Origin of the sequence: Geobacillus thermoleovorans (genome assembly GCF_001610955.1) — a bacterium.
Taxonomy (GTDB): domain Bacteria; phylum Bacillota; class Bacilli; order Bacillales; family Anoxybacillaceae; genus Geobacillus; species Geobacillus thermoleovorans.
The window spans coordinates 2730880-2748334 of record NZ_CP014335.1; the positions used below are offsets into that span (position 1 = coordinate 2730880).

General features: G+C 57.3%; 19 protein-coding genes. 2 read left to right on the forward strand and 17 right to left on the reverse strand.

Annotation, left to right across the window (positions count from 1 at the left end):
* Nucleotides 1-128: 128 nt before the first annotated feature.
* The 10 genes from ytxJ to GT3570_RS13800 form a co-directional block, all read right to left on the reverse strand.
* Complete coding sequence (gene ytxJ / locus GT3570_RS13760) at nt 129-458, reverse strand: bacillithiol system redox-active protein YtxJ (protein ID WP_011232286.1); 330 nt, start codon at nt 456-458, stop codon at nt 129-131.
* 5 nt (nt 459-463) lie between these two features.
* On the reverse strand, nt 464-859 hold the full coding sequence (locus GT3570_RS13765) for a hypothetical protein (protein ID WP_011232287.1): 396 nt from the start codon (nt 857-859) through the stop codon (nt 464-466).
* A gap of 15 nt (nt 860-874) precedes the next feature.
* Nucleotides 875-1288, reverse strand: coding sequence for a DUF948 domain-containing protein (locus tag GT3570_RS13770; RefSeq protein ID WP_011232288.1), 414 nt, complete (start codon nt 1286-1288; stop codon nt 875-877).
* A 146-nt stretch (nt 1289-1434) separates the two neighbouring features.
* Nucleotides 1435-2739, reverse strand: coding sequence for a UDP-N-acetylmuramate--L-alanine ligase (gene murC / locus GT3570_RS13775; RefSeq protein ID WP_011232289.1), 1305 nt, complete (start codon nt 2737-2739; stop codon nt 1435-1437).
* Between the two features lie 153 nt (nt 2740-2892).
* Nucleotides 2893-5247 (reverse strand): DNA translocase FtsK, encoded by a 2355-nt coding sequence (locus tag GT3570_RS13780; RefSeq protein ID WP_014196572.1) that lies wholly within the window; start codon nt 5245-5247, stop codon nt 2893-2895.
* A 106-nt stretch (nt 5248-5353) separates the two neighbouring features.
* Nucleotides 5354-5959 carry a YtpR family tRNA-binding protein gene (gene ytpR, locus GT3570_RS13785; protein ID WP_013144448.1) on the reverse strand — a complete coding sequence of 202 codons (606 nt, stop codon included), beginning with the start codon at nt 5957-5959 and terminating at the stop codon, nt 5354-5356.
* Between the two features lie 20 nt (nt 5960-5979).
* Nucleotides 5980-6777 (reverse strand): DUF1444 domain-containing protein, encoded by a 798-nt coding sequence (locus GT3570_RS13790; protein WP_011232292.1) that lies wholly within the window; start codon nt 6775-6777, stop codon nt 5980-5982.
* Nucleotides 6774-6947, reverse strand: coding sequence for a hypothetical protein (locus GT3570_RS18785; RefSeq protein WP_014196573.1), 174 nt, complete (start codon nt 6945-6947; stop codon nt 6774-6776). The genes GT3570_RS13790 and GT3570_RS18785 overlap by 4 nt, the downstream gene beginning before the upstream one ends.
* A gap of 40 nt (nt 6948-6987) precedes the next feature.
* Nucleotides 6988-7518, reverse strand: coding sequence for a DUF84 family protein (locus tag GT3570_RS13795; protein WP_013524367.1), 531 nt, complete (start codon nt 7516-7518; stop codon nt 6988-6990).
* Nucleotides 7519-7563: 45 nt separating this feature from the next.
* Nucleotides 7564-8640 (reverse strand): M42 family metallopeptidase, encoded by a 1077-nt coding sequence (locus GT3570_RS13800; protein WP_011232294.1) that lies wholly within the window; start codon nt 8638-8640, stop codon nt 7564-7566.
* A 116-nt stretch (nt 8641-8756) separates the two neighbouring features.
* On the opposite strand from GT3570_RS13800, the gene GT3570_RS13805 reads away from it, so the two are divergent.
* Nucleotides 8757-9053, forward strand: coding sequence for a PepSY domain-containing protein (locus GT3570_RS13805; RefSeq protein WP_025039244.1), 297 nt, complete (start codon nt 8757-8759; stop codon nt 9051-9053).
* Here the strand turns inward: GT3570_RS13805 and GT3570_RS13810 are convergent.
* Both GT3570_RS13810 and trmB read right to left on the reverse strand, forming a co-directional pair.
* Complete coding sequence (locus tag GT3570_RS13810) at nt 9048-9899, reverse strand: YtnP family quorum-quenching lactonase (protein ID WP_062898882.1); 852 nt, start codon at nt 9897-9899, stop codon at nt 9048-9050. The two genes, GT3570_RS13805 and GT3570_RS13810, sit on opposite strands and share 6 nt — an antisense overlap.
* 80 nt (nt 9900-9979) lie before the next feature.
* Nucleotides 9980-10633: a tRNA (guanosine(46)-N7)-methyltransferase TrmB gene (trmB, locus tag GT3570_RS13815; protein WP_011232297.1), complete on the reverse strand. Its 654-nt coding sequence runs from the start codon at nt 10631-10633 to the stop codon at nt 9980-9982.
* Nucleotides 10634-10841: 208 nt separating this feature from the next.
* Here trmB and GT3570_RS13820 point away from each other — a divergent pair, with 208 nt between their 5' ends.
* A complete protein-coding gene (locus GT3570_RS13820) occupies nt 10842-11111 on the forward strand; it encodes a YtzH-like family protein (RefSeq protein ID WP_011232298.1) in 270 nt (89 codons plus the stop codon).
* Between the two features lie 109 nt (nt 11112-11220).
* Here GT3570_RS13820 and GT3570_RS13825 read toward each other — a convergent pair whose 3' ends face one another.
* The 5 genes from GT3570_RS13825 to malA all read right to left on the reverse strand — a co-directional run bounded on the left by GT3570_RS13825 (nt 11221) and on the right by malA (nt 17433).
* On the reverse strand, nt 11221-12003 hold the full coding sequence (locus tag GT3570_RS13825; RefSeq protein WP_015375644.1) for a phosphotransferase family protein: 783 nt from the start codon (nt 12001-12003) through the stop codon (nt 11221-11223).
* Nucleotides 12004-12456: 453 nt separating this feature from the next.
* Nucleotides 12457-14613 carry a type I pullulanase gene (gene pulA, locus GT3570_RS13830; protein ID WP_011232301.1) on the reverse strand — a complete coding sequence of 719 codons (2157 nt, stop codon included), beginning with the start codon at nt 14611-14613 and terminating at the stop codon, nt 12457-12459.
* A 101-nt stretch (nt 14614-14714) separates the two neighbouring features.
* Nucleotides 14715-15653, reverse strand: coding sequence for a hypothetical protein (locus GT3570_RS13835; RefSeq protein ID WP_062898883.1), 939 nt, complete (start codon nt 15651-15653; stop codon nt 14715-14717).
* An 11-nt stretch (nt 15654-15664) separates the two neighbouring features.
* Nucleotides 15665-16243, reverse strand: coding sequence for an RNA 2',3'-cyclic phosphodiesterase (gene thpR / locus GT3570_RS13840; RefSeq protein ID WP_011232303.1), 579 nt, complete (start codon nt 16241-16243; stop codon nt 15665-15667).
* On the reverse strand, nt 16240-17433 hold the full coding sequence (gene malA, locus GT3570_RS13845) for a maltose permease (RefSeq protein WP_014196579.1): 1194 nt from the start codon (nt 17431-17433) through the stop codon (nt 16240-16242). Before malA ends, thpR begins: the two co-directional genes overlap by 4 nt.
* Nucleotides 17434-17455 lie beyond the last annotated feature (22 nt).

Consider the following 17455-nt stretch of genomic DNA (forward strand, 5'->3'; position numbering starts at 1 on the left):
CGTTTAATTAGTGTTTATTATAATCGATGGAGCTATCGTTGTCACGAAAAAAATGCTTTTTTGATTAAACGCTTTTAAGCGATAAAGTAAAAAGTGTGCAAAAAACCGCCCGCAGTAAAGGCGAACGGTCAAGCGCCGACATGCTCCGAGAGCGCGCCATACGTAATGGCCCAATGGGACGCATGCCAGACGACGCGGCCGTTTTCAAACAGCAGCACTTGCGGCGACTCGTGTTTCACCCCGGTCGTTTCGGCGATATAGTTGGAGAGCGGCCGCGCCTCTTGGACGTACAGGCAATACACCGCCAGCTCTGGATGGTCTGCGGCGAACTTCTCGCATTCGCCAAACGCCGCTTGACTGATCGGGCAGGTGAGGCTATGCTTGACGAACAAAAAACGCTCCGTTTCCTTCATGACGCGGTCAAACTGTTCGATCGTCTCCAGCTTCTCCATTCCCATCGCCTTCACTCCGTTTCTTTTCGCGACGTGATGCTTTGCTCGGCGTCATCAAGCGCCGCCTCGGCTTCCTCAAGCAGCTTTTGCAGCGTTTCCCGGTCGGCTGGCCCGGCGGATGGCGGAATCGGAATCGTCGCCTCCTTGGCTTCCTCTCCATCGTTTTCCCCGCCGGCTGGCGCCGTCGTGGATTTCAACGGGATGAAGTTGGCGATTTCCTTCGTTTTCTCTTTCGCCGTTTCCAACCATTCGACAGCCGTTGTTTTCACCGGCTCCCACGTTTCATCGTTGCTCCACTCGGCCAGCCATTTCCGCCCTTTTTCGCTCGTCAAAAACAACGCAGCAGCCGCGCCGGCGATGCCGCCGACCAGCGCGCCAAGCAAAAATCCACCGTTATTTTTCGCCATTCGATACACCCTCCTTTAACGATTGTTTTTTCTCCATTTTTCCCGTAAATCGAGCAAAACATTTGTCCAGCGCAACGCCTTGCCCCATTTTCCTTGCCCCAGGCCCGCCCGCGCCGACAAACCGGCAGCCGCCTGCCGAAGCGCGCGGTTGAGCGAACGAATCGTGCCGCCGATCTCTCCGACCGCTTCGATTGCGCCATTTAGCGTTTCTACTTTTTTTTGCACATCGCTGGCGATGCCGTTGGCCGTATGGAGAAGTTCACGAACTTCTTTCGCCACCGTTTGCACTTGCTCATCGGCATGGTCGATCGCCGCCGTCAGCCGGCGCAGCGTTTCCTGCAAAACGATGAGCGTCCTGGCTATGTAAACAACAAGCAGCAAAAAAGCAAGCGCGATGAGCGCCACGCTTCCATACAAAAGCCATTCCACCCGATTCCCTCCTTGCCCATTCGAACGTTTCATTCCCTTTGTACCCATCTTTTCCCGCTTTCAAACTTCGACATAGAAAAGACGGCTTCCTTTTTGAAACAGGAAAAAACGGGCCATCTTCATCACAGCCCGTTCCCTGTCGGCCGTCAGGCGGAAAGAACGGCCCGTTCGTACGCTTGTTGAAACTTTTGAATGTCGCCGGCGCCCATGAACACCAACACCGCGTCTTGATGCTGCTTCAACACGGCTACGTTTTGTTCCTCAAGCAGCTGGGAACGCGGAATTTGCGCCTGCAAATCACGGATCGTCAGCTTGCCCTCATGTTCGCGCGCCGAGCCGAAAATGTCGCACAAATACACGTGGTCCGCTTGCAGCAAACTTTCGGCAAACTCGCGCAAAAACGTCTGCGTCCGCGTATACGTATGCGGCTGAAAAATCGCCACCACTTCGCGCCCCGGATATTTTTGCCTTGCCGCCTCCAATGTCGCCGTAATTTCGCGTGGATGATGCGCGTAATCATCGATCAGCACTTGGCGCCCGACCGTTTTTTCACTGAAGCGGCGCTTCACGCCTTGGAACGTTTGCAGCCGCTTGGCGATCGTGCCCGCATCCACCCCTTCGTAGTGGCAGAGGGCGATCACGGCGAGAGCATTCAATACGTTATGAGTGCCGAAGCGCGGAATGGCAAACGAAGCGAAAAATGTGTTGCGCACGAACACATCAAACGCCATCCCTTCCGTCGTCTTGACGATATTGCGCGCCTGAAAATCGTTTTCTTCGCCGAATCCATAAAACAAAATCGGCACTTTCGCCTGAATGTTCGGCAAATACGGATCATCCCCGCAGGCGACGATCGCTTTTTTCACTTGATTCGCCATTTGCTGGAAAGCGGAAAACACATCGTCGACATTGGCAAAATAATCCGGGTGATCAAAGTCAATATTTGTCATGATCGCATAATCTGGAAAGTAGGAAAGGAAGTGCCGGCGGTATTCGCACGCTTCAAACACAAAGTATTTGCTCCCTGGCTCTCCTTTTCCCGTGCCGTCTCCGATCAAATAGGACGTTGGATGGGCTCCTTGCATCACATGGGCAAGCAACCCCGTCGTCGTCGTCTTTCCATGCGAACCGGTCACCGCGATGCTCGTAAACTTGCCTGCCAGCTGGCCTAAAAAGCGATGGTAACGAATGACAGGCACACCAAGCTGACGGGCCGCCTCGATTTCCTCATGCGTATCCGGAAATGCGTTGCCGGCAATGACCGTATAACCTGGACGAATATTGTCTTTCGAAAAAGGCAGCACCGGGATTCCCCGCTCTTCAAGCGCCTTTTGCGTGAAAAACCATTTCTCTACATCCGACCCTTGCACCGTATAGCCAAGGTCATGAAGCACTTGCGCGAGCGCGCTCATCCCCGTGCCTTTAATGCCTACAAAATGGTAAGCTGTCATCGTTAAGCCCTCCAACCATCGTCTCTCTGTAAGACAGTATATGATATCCATCTCGTTTTGCCATTTCTCTCATTGCGGTGCACCATTCATTTCCCCATTATAGCACGCAAGGAGGCAAAACACTACCGCCCGCCCAAAGGAGGCCGCCCGCCCTCAGCTGTTCTGCTCGCGCCAGCGCTCCCACTCATCCTCGCTCATCAACACATCGCGCGGTTTGCTGCCGCGCGCCTCCGAAATCAACCCTCGTTCCTCCATCATCTCGATCAACCGGGCAGCGCGGTTGTAGCCGATGCGGAAATGACGCTGCAGGCTCGATGTCGACGCCCCTCCTTGGGCGATGACAAACCGGCACGCCTCCTCGAACAGTTCGTCATCCTCGCCGCCCATCGACGCCGTTTGCCGAAAATCGTCCGGATCAAACAGATAGGATGGGCCTTGCTTCTCTTTCACGTGCGCTGCCACCCGCTCGATTTCCTCATCAGAAATAAAGCAGCCTTGCAGCCGCACCGGCTTGGCCGAACCATTTTCCAAAAACAGCATATCGCCGCGCCCAAGCAGCCGCTCAGCCCCATTCACATCTAAAATGGTGCGCGAATCGACTTGGGAGGAGACGGAAAACGCAATGCGCGTCGGAATGTTCGCCTTGATCAATCCCGTGAGGACATCGACCGACGGCCGCTGCGTCGCGATCAGCAGATGGATGCCGCACGCCCGCGCTTTTTGCGCCAGCCGGCAAATCGATTCTTCGACATCGGCTGGAGCGGCCATCATGAGGTCCGCTAGCTCATCAATGACGATGACGATGTACGGCAGCGGCGGCTCGCTGCTTCCGCGTTCGCGAAGATGGGCGTTATACTTTTCAATATCGCGCACGCCGGCGTGGACAAACTGTTCATACCGCCGTTCCATTTCGCCGACCGCCCACTTGAGCGCCCCCGCCGCCGCCTTCGCCTCGGTGATCACCGGGCTGAGCAAATGCGGCAGCCCGTTGTACGGCGCCAGTTCGACCATTTTTGGATCAATGAGCAGCCATTTCACTTCGTGCGGCGCTGCTTTATACAACATGCTGATAAGCATCGCGTTCATGCATACGCTTTTTCCCGACCCGGTCGCCCCGGCGATCAGCCCATGCGGCATTTTTCGGATGTCAGTCACGACCGGCGCACCGCTAATGTCAAGCCCAAGCGCCACGGTAAGCGGCGATGGGCTTTTACGGAACGCTTCGCTTTCTAAAATTTCCCGCAGGCGCACCGGACGGCTCGTTCGGTTCGGCACTTCAATGCCGATCGTCCGTTTTCCCGGGATCGGCGCCTCGATGCGAATATCTTTCGCCGCCAGACTGAGTTTGATATCATCGATTAAACTCGTAATCTTGCTCACTTTCACTCCTAAATCCGGCTGCACTTCAAACCGCGTCACCGTCGGTCCTTGCGTCGCCCCAACGACTTTGGCGCCGATATGGAAGCTCGCAAACGTCCGGTCCAAACGCTGGCATTGGTCGCGAAGCCACTGCTCGTCGCGTTCGGCCGCTTTCTCGGGCGGTTCAAGAAGCGCCAATGGCGGCAGTACGCAGCCGTTCGATCGATTCGCCGCCTTTTCTTCGAGTTTGCGCCAATCTTGCTTTAACATGATCACATTATACGGGATGCGCGTTCGTTCGGGGCGGGAAGCCTCCTCCCGGCCCGCGGGCGCCGCCGAGTGACGGATTTCGCGATCTGGGGTCGTCTCCCGCTGTTCTGTCGAAGAAGCGCTCCCTCCGTCTCCATTCCTCATCTGTGACGGCACCCCTCGTCCTTCGCTCTCCAAGCCGCCGTCTGTTGCGTGCGGCGCGCGTTCGTTGCCTCGTTCGTCCAGCTCCTGCCCTTTCTTTTCATCCGCCTCGGCATCACGTTCTTCCTGCCCTGCCGCCGGCGCCAGCTCATGTTTTCCTTCCGTTTCCATAACAGCCGCGGGCATCGCTCCGCTCGCGTCTTCGTTCCATTCCTCTGCCCCCTTGGCCAAAGGCGCCTCTTCTTTTGGCGGTTCAGCCGCCCGGCTTTCCGTGCCCTCTCGCGCGTCTCGCCGTGTCGCTTCTCCGCGGAGGGCCTCTTCCCGAACCGCCTCATCGCTCCGATTCTCTATGTCCCCCGCACCGGTCAGCTCGGGTTCATCCGCTCGTTGCCGCTGTTTCCCCCGATTCCGATCATATCCAAAAACCGGGGATGGCACATCGGACGGGCGGAACGGCCGTTTTTCCGCTATTTCCCTTGAAACGCCAGCTGACGGGCGCCGACTCGGCAGCGGCCGGGATGCCTCGCTTTTCTCCCGCCTCGGCCTTTCCTGATTTTCACCCGGCTGGTCATCCGGAATCAACGGAAAGCGGAAGCGGCCTTGCGGATATTGGTAAATGACATTCACCGCGCCGCGTTCGGGCATGCCGGCCGACAGCCGGGAATTCGCTCGCTGCTCGTTCCCTTCCTCTTCCTCGTCGCTCGTGAGAAAACGAAGCCATCGTTTCCAAAATTTCATCCATCACGTCACTCTTTCTTTGCCTTCATTGTCGGAAAAAACGCCACTGGCGTCGTTCCAGTGGCGAAACAACAGTCGGAATCCGTCTGCACCGCCCGTCGGAACGTCAAAAAACGAACGGCTGGCCGACCTCATACTCATCGGACAGCACCAAAATGCCTTTCTCCTGCGGGGCGTTTGGCAGCCCAAGCTCGCGGGCCGAACAAATCATGCCGGATGACCGGACGCCGCGCAGCTCGCTTTCTTGAATGACGAGGCCGTTTGGCATCACGGCGCCGATTTTGGCGACGACGACTTTTTGCCCTTCGGCGACGTTCGGCGCTCCGCAGACGATTTGCAGCACCTCACCGCCGACATCGACTTGGCAGACGCTCAATTTATCGGCGTTCGGATGCTTCGTTTTCTCTTTCACATATCCGACGACAAACTTCGGCGACAAGTCAGCTTCGATCGGTTCGTCAAAACCGTTTTTCGCCAAGATGTCGTTGATGACGCCGACGAGCTCCTCATTCACTTCCAGCGGACCGTTGCCGGAAAACGGATAGTACGAAGACGCGGAAAAAATGTTATAGCCGACCGTCTCGCCCGTCCGTTCGGACATGATGCGGACGACATCGCCTTGTCTGACAAACGTCCGTTCCTCATCCGCCGCCGGTTTCAGCGACACGAGCAGCACGTCGCCGACCCCTTCTCGGTTGTAAAACACGTTCATCGCTTCATTCCTCCTTGCCGCTACGTTCTCCGTTTTTTTCCTAAAATAAAAATCGGTTCAAGTTTCCCATTTTCGTATAAAAACGACAGCGCCGTGATCGGCACGCGGCCGCCGGCAAAAAAGCTCATCGTCATTTGCGCGAGCACGTCATAACCGATGTCGTTGCGGACATCAGCGATGATGAGCACATCTTGATGCGGAACAGCGACGGCCATCGTTCCTTCCACGCGCGCCCGCATGCCGGCCAAAAACGATTCGTTTAAAATGCGGCTCGCATCATACCCGTCATTGGTGTTCACAAAATAAAACACGTTGTCGGCCACCCGATCCTCTTTCACCGGCGTCGGCAGCGACCGAACGTTGAAACGGGCGATTTCCTTCACCCGCTCGCGGCTCCATTTGTCTTTCTCCAGCATGCGCTCATCAATCAAGCGATACGTTTTGCCTAGGTCGAGCGCATAGTAAATGCGCGTTTCGGCTGTATGATCATCAAACAGCAACGGAATGCCTTCTTTCGTCTCCGTCGGAAACGACGCCGAGCGAATGACGGGATAAATGTTTCGCTCGTTGCCGGAAAGCGCCGCGTCTTCCTCCATCGTTTTCAACGTTTCCTCTACATAATAAACGACTTCGCGCACCGCCTCATCTTTTTGTTCGTGCCATTTGGCGATCACGCCGGGAAGCGAGATCGTGACGCCTTTTTTCGTGCGGCGGTCTTCGACGCGCATCGCGTCTTGCTTGGCGTCAAAGCGAAACGTCCAGTGCCGGTGGGCGACGAGGCGCTCTTTAATCTTCTCATACATTTGCCGGCTGTTCATTCGTGTTCCTCCTTGTTTTGCCGGCGGCCGTGCCTTCCGTTTCCCTCTTTCGGCCGGGACTTGGCCAAAGGCGCATCCGGCGTTGACAATGCCAGGCCATGCCCGTGCGGCGTTTTCCACCGTTTGACGTTGCCAGCCGCTCGGTCTAGATCCTCGCGCGGCCCGCTCATTCAGCCGCCCGCCATCATCGGCATGACCGTTCGTTATTTATCATACATGGAACGACCCGTTTTGACAAAGCCATTCATATTGACCGGCCAAAAGCTCGACGATGTGGGAAAACATCGCCGATCGGTCAACGCGCCCGTTCGTCAATACGCCGACCGCGCCTTCTTTCCGCCGAACGTTCCTCCGCCCGGTGTACGCTTCCATCACGTCGCCGAGCTCGCGCCCCGCCTCGATGCCGGCGCCGACGTCCGGCGGGAGGGCGAGGCGGGCGCCGGCGGCGGCCACCACCACTCCGTTTCGGTCAGCGAGCGCCCCCCAGTTGCACAGCCACCATTGCCCATCGATCTTCGTCACGCCGCCTTCCAATCCGATGCCGATGTCCGCCTCCGCCGCTTCGAGCGCCCGTTTGGCGCGCCCGATGGCGCCAAGCCGCGTCTCCTCATCGGACAGCGGCTGCGCGGAAACGCCTGATGGCACCTCAAGCGATACAATGCGGTATTCCTTTTCCGAAAGCACCGCCCGAACGGCGGCGATTTTCGCTTCGTTGTTCGTTCCAACCGCAACAGTTTTCATCCAGTGCCCTCCTTGTCATGGAAAAGGAGAAGCGCTCGCTTCTCCTCAGCTGTTTTGGCGAATCGTCTCGACCGTTGTCCGGTCGCACCGTTTGACGAGCTCAACGATGAGCTGTTTGGCCGCCGCGTAATCGTCGACATGAATGATCGACGCATGCGTATGAATGTAGCGGGCGCAAATGCCGATCACCGCCGACGGCACGCCGCGGTTGGCGATATGCACCCGCCCGGCGTCGGTTCCGCCGCCTGGGGAAATGAAAAACTGGTACGGGACGCCGATCGTTTCCGCCGTATCAAGCACAAATTCGCGCATGCCGCGGTGCGTAATCATCGTCCGGTCGTACAAGCGGATGAGCGCTCCTTTGCCGATATGGCCGAACGCCTGCTTGTCGCCGGACATATCGTTGGCCGGGCTTGCTTCCAGGGCAAAAAAGATGTCCGGGTTGATCATCGAGGCCGCCGTCTGGGCCCCACGCAGCCCGACCTCTTCCTGCACGGTCGCCCCGGCGTACAAGACGTTCGGCACTGTTTCGCCGTTCAGCTCTTTTAACAGCTCGATCGCCAATCCGCAGCCAAACCGATTGTCCCACGCTTTTGCCATCACGGTTTTTCCGTTGGCAAGCAAAGTAAACGGGCTGACCGGCACGATCGGCTGGCCGGGGCGAATGCCGACTCGTTCGGCATCTTCACGGCTTTCCGCTCCGATGTCAATCAACATGTTTTTGATCTCCATCGGTTTTTTGCGCTGCTCCTCATCAAGCAAATGCGGCGGAATCGACCCGATCACGCCGATGACCGGCCCTCCGTCCGTGATAATCTGCACGCGCTGGGCGAGCAGCACTTGATCCCACCAGCCTCCTAGCGGCTGGAAACGAATCATGCCGTGATCCGTGATCGCTGTCACCATAAATCCGACTTCATCCATATGGCCGGCGACCATCACCGTCGGGCCCGCCTCATCACCGCGTTTGACGCCGAAAAGGCTCCCGAGGCGGTCTTGCACAATATCATCGGCGTATTTCGCGAGCTCTTGGCGCATAAACTGCCGCACCGGATGTTCATAACCCGGTGCGCCTGGAAGCTCGGTCAACGTTTGGAATAATTGCAGCGTGTCCTTATTCATCACGCGTCTCCCTTTCTATGTTCGATTTCACCGTTCCGTTTCTTTCCGTCCTTCTTACATGTTCCGCCAAAATCGGCTATACTAAACCGTATCAAAGCGAAAAGGAGGAAAGAAACATGGCTTGGAAACAGTGGCTCGTCGGCGCCGCCGTCGGTGCGGCCGTCGTCTATGCCATTCGCTCCGCTTCCAAACCGGCGCTCCTTGCCCCGGAACAAGCGCTGGCGCTGGCGAAAGCCGCGCTTGGCGGTCCGCGCGCCATCCGCGGTTCCTGGATTCAATCCGCCCCGGAGCGGTATGAGAAGGACGGCTTGACGTACACGGTGTACCGCGGCGGCGTCTGTTGCGACGATGGAGATGACGAGTTTTTCGTGAACGCCTGCACCGGCGCCATCATCGAGATCAGACCGCTATAGCGCAGACCGCTCCCGCTTCACGGCAGCTTCCATCGTTCCGTCGGTCCGCCATTTGACCGCCCGGTAATAGGCGTCGTGATAAAACGTAAACCACGCGTTTCTTTCTATGCCGTACGGGAGCCATCGCTGTTTGGCAAAAATCGAATCCATCGGGTAATCGTCGTACGCCATCACCCAAAGGACGTTTTGATGGGCGTGCGTGCCAAGCAAATCGCCAAGATGAATGGCCATCTCCCCGTCTGATTCGATGAGCACGATCGCATGCCCGGCGCTATGCCCGCCGGTATGGACGAGGCGGATGCCAGGAACGACTTCCGTTTCCTTTGTAAACGGAACGACTTGATCCGCGATCGGCTCCCAATTTTCTTTCCAATACGTATTGCGCGATCGGATGTTCGGGTTTCGCATTTCCTCCCACTCGACATCCGAGGTGATGATCGCCGCGCGCGGAAACGCCGGCACGAGCCGTCCGTCTTCCCAAACGGTCAATCCGCACGCATGGTCAAAATGCAAATGGGTCATGATGACGATGTCGATGTCGCGCCGCGTCAGCCCGAGCTTGGCAAGCGATTCATCAATCGCTGATTCTTCCGTGACGCCGAAGTTTCGCTTTTGCTTGTCGGTCAGCTTGCCGTTGCCGATGCCGGATTCAATGAGCAGCCGTTTTCCATAGGCTTCCACCAAAATCGGATCGGTGCGCAGCTCGATTTGATTGTTGTCGTTCGGCGGATATTTTTTCGACCAAAGCGGTTTCGGCACGACGCCAAACATCGCCCCGCCGTCAAGATGGGTGACGCCGCCCCGAAGCCATGTCAATGTGACTTGTCCAATTCGCAACTGTTCCATTTCCTCTCTCCCCCCTCCACTAGTGTACCATTTTCTCCATCAATCGGAAATAGAAAAAGACCCGACCAATCGGTTCGGGCCTATGACGACCGCCGCGGCGGGCGCACCGCCTCGCATCGGTAAATGCGGTTTCCTTTGGCAGAAAATTTTTCCTCATACTCTGTCATGACATTGTCCGTCATGCCGCTTTGATGCAAGTCGAGCTGGACCGATGCGAGCACAAACCCATATTGCGACAAACTGACAAGCGAGTATTCGAAAAACGATTGATTGTCCGTTTTCAAATGGATGTCTCCGTCTTCCGCCAAAATGCGGTCATAGAGCGCCAAAAAGTCCCGATACGTCAGCCGCCGCTTTTCGTGCCGCTTTTTCGGCCATGGGTCGGAAAAGTTCAAATAAATGCGCGACACTTCCCCGTCGGCAAAAAACGCGGTCAGATCTTTCGCATTGGCGTTCAGCAGCTTGACGTTCGCGAGCCCGCTTTCGATCAGTTTGTCAAGCGCGGACACGAGCACGCTCGGGTACAGCTCGATGCCGATGAAATTGACATCCGGATGAAGTTTGGCCATTTCCGTGATAAATTTGCCTTTCCCCGTCCCGATCTCGACATGGAGCGGTTGGTCGTGGCCGAACAGCTCGCGCCATCGCCCGCGCTTTGTTTCGGGATCGGGAATGACGTATTGCGGATACGCGGCGATTTTGTCTTTCGCCCACGGTTTGTTGCGCAAACGCATATTGACACCTCAGCCTTGTTTCCGTTTGTTGGTTTGACGATACCACACTCGCGCCAAAGAAGCAAACGCGAAAAAACGCCCGGGCTTGAACGCTCTCCCACCTACGCTCACGCGTAGAAGCAGGGGGTCTTTTCGGTTTCGAATAATAAACTCGGCTCGATCCGGGCATGATAAAACCGTACAGCCTGGCGAAAGGATGGTGACCAGCATGCCGCTCAACTATAACCATCAATTGACCGTACTTCGCGACATTTTATCCGAACATCAGCTCGATTGCTGCGGAACGGTTTCCGAATGCGAACAAATTGAACGGCTCGCTAAATCGCTGCTCGCCAACGATGAGGTGGACGGCCAAGTCAAGCAAATTCTCCCCCATATTTACGCTTATGGCCAAGGCGGGAAATACAGCACTGATTTAAACGCCCACATTTCCGCCCACCAAGGCCAGCTCGCCGACTGGGTGAATGGGCTGTCCTGACCGCGGCGCCTTCGTCATCGGCAGCGGAAACAAATGGCGCGGCGGCAGCCGAACACAGCGATCGCGCAGCCCCCGGCGCCGGCCGTTCGGACGCTGAGGCCTCGCTTGGTCAACTCTCTACCATGACGCGCTTCAATAACCGAAGCGACTGCTCCTTTTCTTTTTGGCCGTCCTTCCCTTTCGGCCAAAACAGCGAGTGCAACGTATGAGCGATCGTATACCACTTTAGGCGGAGGCCAAGCTCCTGGCTCCATTCCCATCCGTACTGGTCGAGCCACGTCTTCCATTCGGCGCGCGGAATGTACAGATGAAGGAGCATGCCGATGTCGATCGCCGGATCGGCGATCATCGCTCCGTCCCAATCGATCAAGTACAACGTGCCATCATCGGCCAGCAGCCAATTGTTATGGTTGATGTCACAGTGGCAGACAACATATTCGCCATCCGGCAATGACGACACATGCTGCTCCAGCCAGTCAAGCGCCTGACAGACGACAGAACCACCGACCGGATGACGCCGCTGCTGCTCAGCGAGGAGAGCGAGCATTTTCTTCGCGCGCAGCGGAGATTTGCCGAGCCGCTTCAGCATCGTCACCAGCTCTTTTGAACGATGGATTTTCCTTAGCAGCGCCGCCACTTGCTCGCTTCCCATCTCCCACGGCTTCAGCTCCCGGCCGTTCAGCCATTGCTGGGCCGTAAACACATCGCCGTTTTCGAGCCGTTTCGTCCATACAAGCTTCGGGACGATGCCCTCGGCCGACAATACAGCCAGAAACGGAGAAGAATTCCGCTTTAAAAACAATTTCTTTCCTTCATATTCCGCAAAATACGCATCCCCTGTAGCGCCGCCAGCGGGAGTGATCTCCCACTCCTTACCTAGTAACTGTTCCAAGCGTGTTCACCTGCGACTTAAAAATAGAAACATCTCCGTTTGCTTCTCGCGCCCAAATAAAAAGGACGGCCAGGCCGCGTCCTTCCTCCGTCCGTTTTACTTGTATTATACTGAAATACCGCTCCGGCATGCAAACATTTTTCTCGGCAAACGCCCTGCTTAAAACTGCCAAAGCGGAAGTGCCCCGCGGCTCCCACTCCGATCGGCCGCCCTTTCCCGTTTCGTCTCAACTGGAACACCGTTCATTGGGTGCGCCAAAGACGAGCGCAGCCGCTCTTGCAAAGGGCTGACGACTGAAACAAACAACCTGCTCAACGCCGGTCTTTCTCAATTGCAGAAGGATTGCCAAATCGGCTTCTCCTTTCCGACAACCCCCATTGGCTTGGCGAACATACTCGTTTTTCATCGGCCTTCCAAAGGTCTTGTGGCGAACCCCGCGCGCCGTCTGAGCGGTCACCCTGCAGGATGGACGAGCACCCATGTGCCGATGCCGTCAAGCCGAAGCATGCCGCGCGCTTGGCCAAAGGGCGTTGTCCCGCATCGCTGTCCGTCGCATACAACCGCCCACTCGCGCTCGTCGGGGAGCGCAATGGCTGTCTCTTTCTCCTCGTTATGATGCACGACGATGATGTCCTCCCAAGGCCCATAGACGGCGGCATCATGCAATCGGTAGGCGATGACCGACGGCGGCAGCGGCTCAAGAAACGTGAAATGACGCAGCACTTCCGCCTCCGTGGCGAGGCGAAATGCGCCATGCGCACGGCGAAGGGCGATCAATCCTTGAACGTAGCGGACGTCGTCTTCATAGCGGCTTTTCCGCTCCCAATCCAGCTGATTGACCGCATCCGGCGATCGGTAGCTGTTCCCATCGCCGCCTTTCGTCCGATAAAACTCTTGGCCGCTGTGCAAAAACGGAATGCCTTGCGCCAACAGAACGATCGCCGTCGCCAGCTTTTGCCGCTTTCGCCGGAGCCATTCCGGCTCATCATGGTTGGCCGCCTCCATCTTATCCCAAAACGTATGGTTGTCATGACATTCGACGTAATTGATTGACTGACGCGGGTGGCAAAACAGCCCGCCGAGCGCTCGCAAGCTCCCGGCAATGGCGAGCTTCACCTGTTCTCGCCCGCCTGGGTTGCCGAGGGCGAACCCACGGTCCGGCAAATGAAAGGTGCTCCCTTTCACCGCATCGCGAAACCGGTCATTGAAATAAGCGAAGCGCGGCAGCTGCTTGGCGTTGGCCATCGTCGCCTTTTGTTCCGGTGGAAGAGGCGTCGGCAAATCCCACCCTTCCCCATACACAAGGATCGACGGATCGATGGCGTCGAGGGCATCGCGCACCGCTTTCATCGTCTCGATATCGTGCACGCCCATCAAATCAAAGCGGAACCCGTCAATGCCATATTCTTTCGCCCAAAACACCACCGAATCGACGATCCAGCGGCGCGCCATCCGCCGCTCCGAAGCGATGTCGTTGCCGACGCCGGTGCCGTTGGCCGGTTGGCCATAGGCGTCGTAGCGGAAGTAATAACCGGGAACGAGCTTCTCAAGCGGCGATTGCTCCCGGTCATAGACATGGTTGTAGACCGCATCCATCACGACGCGCAAGCCATTTTCGTGCAGCGTGTGGATCGCCTGCTTCAATTCTACAATGCGCGCGTATGGATCCGCTGGATCGGTCGCATAACTCCCTTCCGGCGCATATAGATGAAGGGGATTGTATCCCCAGTTGTAAGCCGCTTGTGGGTCGCGCTCATCGACGCCCGCAAAGTCCATAAACGGCATGAGCTGCACATGGGTGACGCCCAGCTCTTTGACATACGAAAGCCCGGTGGCCGTCCCGTTCGGCCCGCTCGTGTTCGTTTCGGCCAGCCCGAGATACTTCCCTTTATGGACGGCGCCGCTGTCCGGGTGGCTGGTAAAGTCGCGGATGCTCAGCTCATAAATGATGGCATCCGTCGGCGAACAGAGCGGCGGAAGCGGCAAAGAGGGCGGCGCCAGCTTCGTTTTCTCCCAGTCGATCACGACGCCGAACTCGCCATTGACCGAAACCGCGGTCGCATACGGGTCCACTGCCTCGCGCCATACGCGGTTGATGCAGGCGATATATGTGTAACGCGCTCGCTCCCAATCGCCGGGGACGACGGCTGACCATACGCCGCGTTCGCCGCGCACAAGCGGCACGCAGCGGATCTCGTCGAGATGCGGATGAACCAGCTTGACGCTAACCGCGGTGGCGGTCGGCGCCCATACGCGAAATACCGTCTGTTCTTTGAGATACTCCGCTCCTAACGGTCCATCATAGAAAAACCGATCATCAAATGCAGGAGTGCGCACAACGGCGCCGATTTGAACATCGGTCTCCTCCCCGCGGCAAGAACGCACCCAGTATGTCGCTCCAAACTCGAACGCGGATGCAAACCGGCACACATATTTCACCGTCTCCCCAACATCCTCGACGTGCTGCACGGACAGCGGAATCTCCTCGCCGCTCGGCGCCACGAGCGTAAACGGCGCCATTCCATCAAAGCCGAGCGATTTCGGCGCAAGCACAACGATTTGATCCATCTCGTCCAAATAGGCGGCAAACGTTCGGCTGATGTGAAGCATGTGCGTTCACCCCTTTTTTCTCCCGTTAATACCATCATACGTAAAAGAAAAAGGGCGGTGCCAAATCATCGGCCGGTCGCCCTATCGATGCACAGATGTTTCTATTGTTGCCCTTCCTCGCCGCTCATATTCCCGTCATGGCGGCGGTCGTAAAAGCTGGCGCAATGGCGAAGCAGCGCCTCAGCCGCTTTCAGCTGCCCGTGCCGAAGCGGGAGAGCGGAGCGGCGCAGGCGGGAAAACCACTCGTCATAATTTCGCTTATCAATATAGCGGATAAACGGAAAAAGACCGCCGCTGTCAATGTAGCCGGAGCGGTTTAACAGCACGAGGTGGATCGGCCAATCGACCTCATGTTTGCGAAAAATCTCCGAAACGATCTGCTCCGTCCGCCGCAGCGACACGACCGGGTTGACCAGCCTCGTTTCGTTCGTTCCGGCCTGTTCCACCCAAAACCGGCCGGTTGACGCCATGACGATGTTGTCCGGCCTTCCTTCGACGAAGGCAATGCACCAGAGCGTGGATGGCGTCAACATCATCGTCTCCAGCTCCACCGGCGCCTTGCCGACCATCGCCACCGGCCGGTAAAAGCATAAATGCGTATCCGGAAACCGTTGCAAAAAATATTTCAACGTCTCATCGCCATACACGGCTTCATCGAGGGAGGAAACGTACATCATCGTGGAACTCGCCCATTTCAGCTGCAACTCGAACAACTCATCCAAAAACTGCTGTTTCAATTCCTCCAGAGTAGCCGCCGGACGAGCCATCGGCGCAAGAGAAAACGTCTCTTCTTCCGTAAGCGCGGCACGGCGGCGCCATCGTTTCGTCAGCCGTTCCCACCATGACGGTTTGTCAAGCCAAGCATTCCACGTCTCGCCCGTTTCAAGCCATCCGCTGGCCTCAGCCGTTCGTTCGGCTTGCCACCGCGCTTTTGCCTGCTCCCATTGCCGCTGCTTCAGCCGGATGAACTCCGGCACATAATAGTACACATCCGTTTCGTAGCGGGAAATGCAATCCATGAGTTTAACGAGCTGACCCATTGTTTCACCTGCTATTTCCGGCCATTCATCGGCGCGCCAAGCAACGGGAACACGGCGATCGCTTCGTACTTCGGCGTCCGTTCCATATTCGTCCGATACAGCACGATCTCAGGCACCGAAAACACCGCCTTGGCCGCGGCAAGCGAACGGAGGCGATCCGGGTGAAACGGTTCGGCTCCCTGCCATTTGCGAGCGATCGTAATATGCGGGGCAAACGGCCGCCGGTCCAAGGAAAACCCAAGCTTCATGCACGCTTCATACACGTCGCGCCGCAGCGCATGCAGCCGCTCTTCCATTTCGACTCCTTGCCAAAAAATGCGCGGCGCCGTCCGCTCCCCGAACGTCCCAAGCCCGGCAAGCACGAGGGGAAACGGGGCGCATCGGGCGGCGGTGGCGGCCATCGCTTCGCACAGCGGCGCCATTTTTTTCGGCGGCACATCGCCTAAAAACGCGAGGGTGATATGATAGTCCTCTTCATGCACCCATGTGCGAAACGGCAGCGACGGCGCCGCATTGCTCGAAAAACGGGCGATGGCTTGTTTCGCTTCGGCTGTCAGCGGAACAGCGATGAAATAATGACTCCGTTTCATCCTTTCTCACCTGCCGATTTGGTCGTTTTTTCCAGTTTCCCCAACCAAATGAGCACGAACACTCCAACGATGGTGCAAGCGCCAAAAAACACGTAGACAGCGCCGATCTGCCAACGCTCAAACAAATATCCGCCCACCAACGTGCAAAACCACGCGCCAAGTCCGCTGCTCGTCGCCGAGTAAAGGGCGACGGCCGTCGCCTGCACCCGCTCGGGCGCCAAGCGGCGCACATACTGGAGGGCGGTTGGAATTGCCAGCCCGACCGAACATCCTTGAACGATCGCTGTGATATAGACAAACCAAAGCGGCGGATCGGCGACATACGACCACCAGCGGGCGGCCGACACGAGCGCAGCCAACACGAGCAGGCGCGTCATGCCGAACCGGCGGATGAGCCGGTCGGCCGTTTTCATAAACGGCGCTTCGCTTCCGGCAGCCAGCCAAAAGGCGAAGCCGATGCCGGTCAGCGTGCCGCCAAGCTCGTGGATCAACAGCCCGAAATAGGAATTGTTGGCATAAATCGGACCAAACAGCAAAAATGTTGCGACAAGCAGGAGCTGAAACGAGCGGACGGACAGCAGCCCGCGCACATCCTGAAACGTCAACGCCCCCGGCGCCGCCATCGGGTAGCGCGGCAGGCGGGCGGCCAAAACAGACGCGGCCAACAGCGCCAACGAAAAGGCGTAAAAAATGACCGCAAACGCGACATGATCGGACAGCCATCCGACAACCAACACCGACGCGGCAAACCCGATCGAACCCCAAAGTCGAATCGCCCCGTAGTTTCCGCCCGAGCGGCGCACATGATGAAGGGCGATGCTGTCTGAGAGCGGAACGATCGCGCTTTGCGCCGCCGAAAGCAGCACGGTCAGGGCGACGAACACCTGGTAGTTTCCGGCCAGCGAATAAAGAAGCCCAAACAGCGCTGTCACCCCGAGCGCCAGCGTCAACAGTTCGACCGGTTTGCGCGTATAATCGGCCGCCGTGCCCCAAAGCGGCTGGGCCGCCATCGTCACGATCGGGGGAAGCGACATGATCCAGCCGATCGCCGCCCCCGAAAGGCGCGCCTCTTCCTGCAAATAGACGGACAAAAGCGGAAACAACGCGCCAAAAGCAAAAAAGATGAGAAAATAAAAGAGCGGAAACACCTGTTTTCGCACCGCCGCCTCCCGTTTGAACGCCGCTTCCATCCCGTCCCCCCCTTTCGTTAAA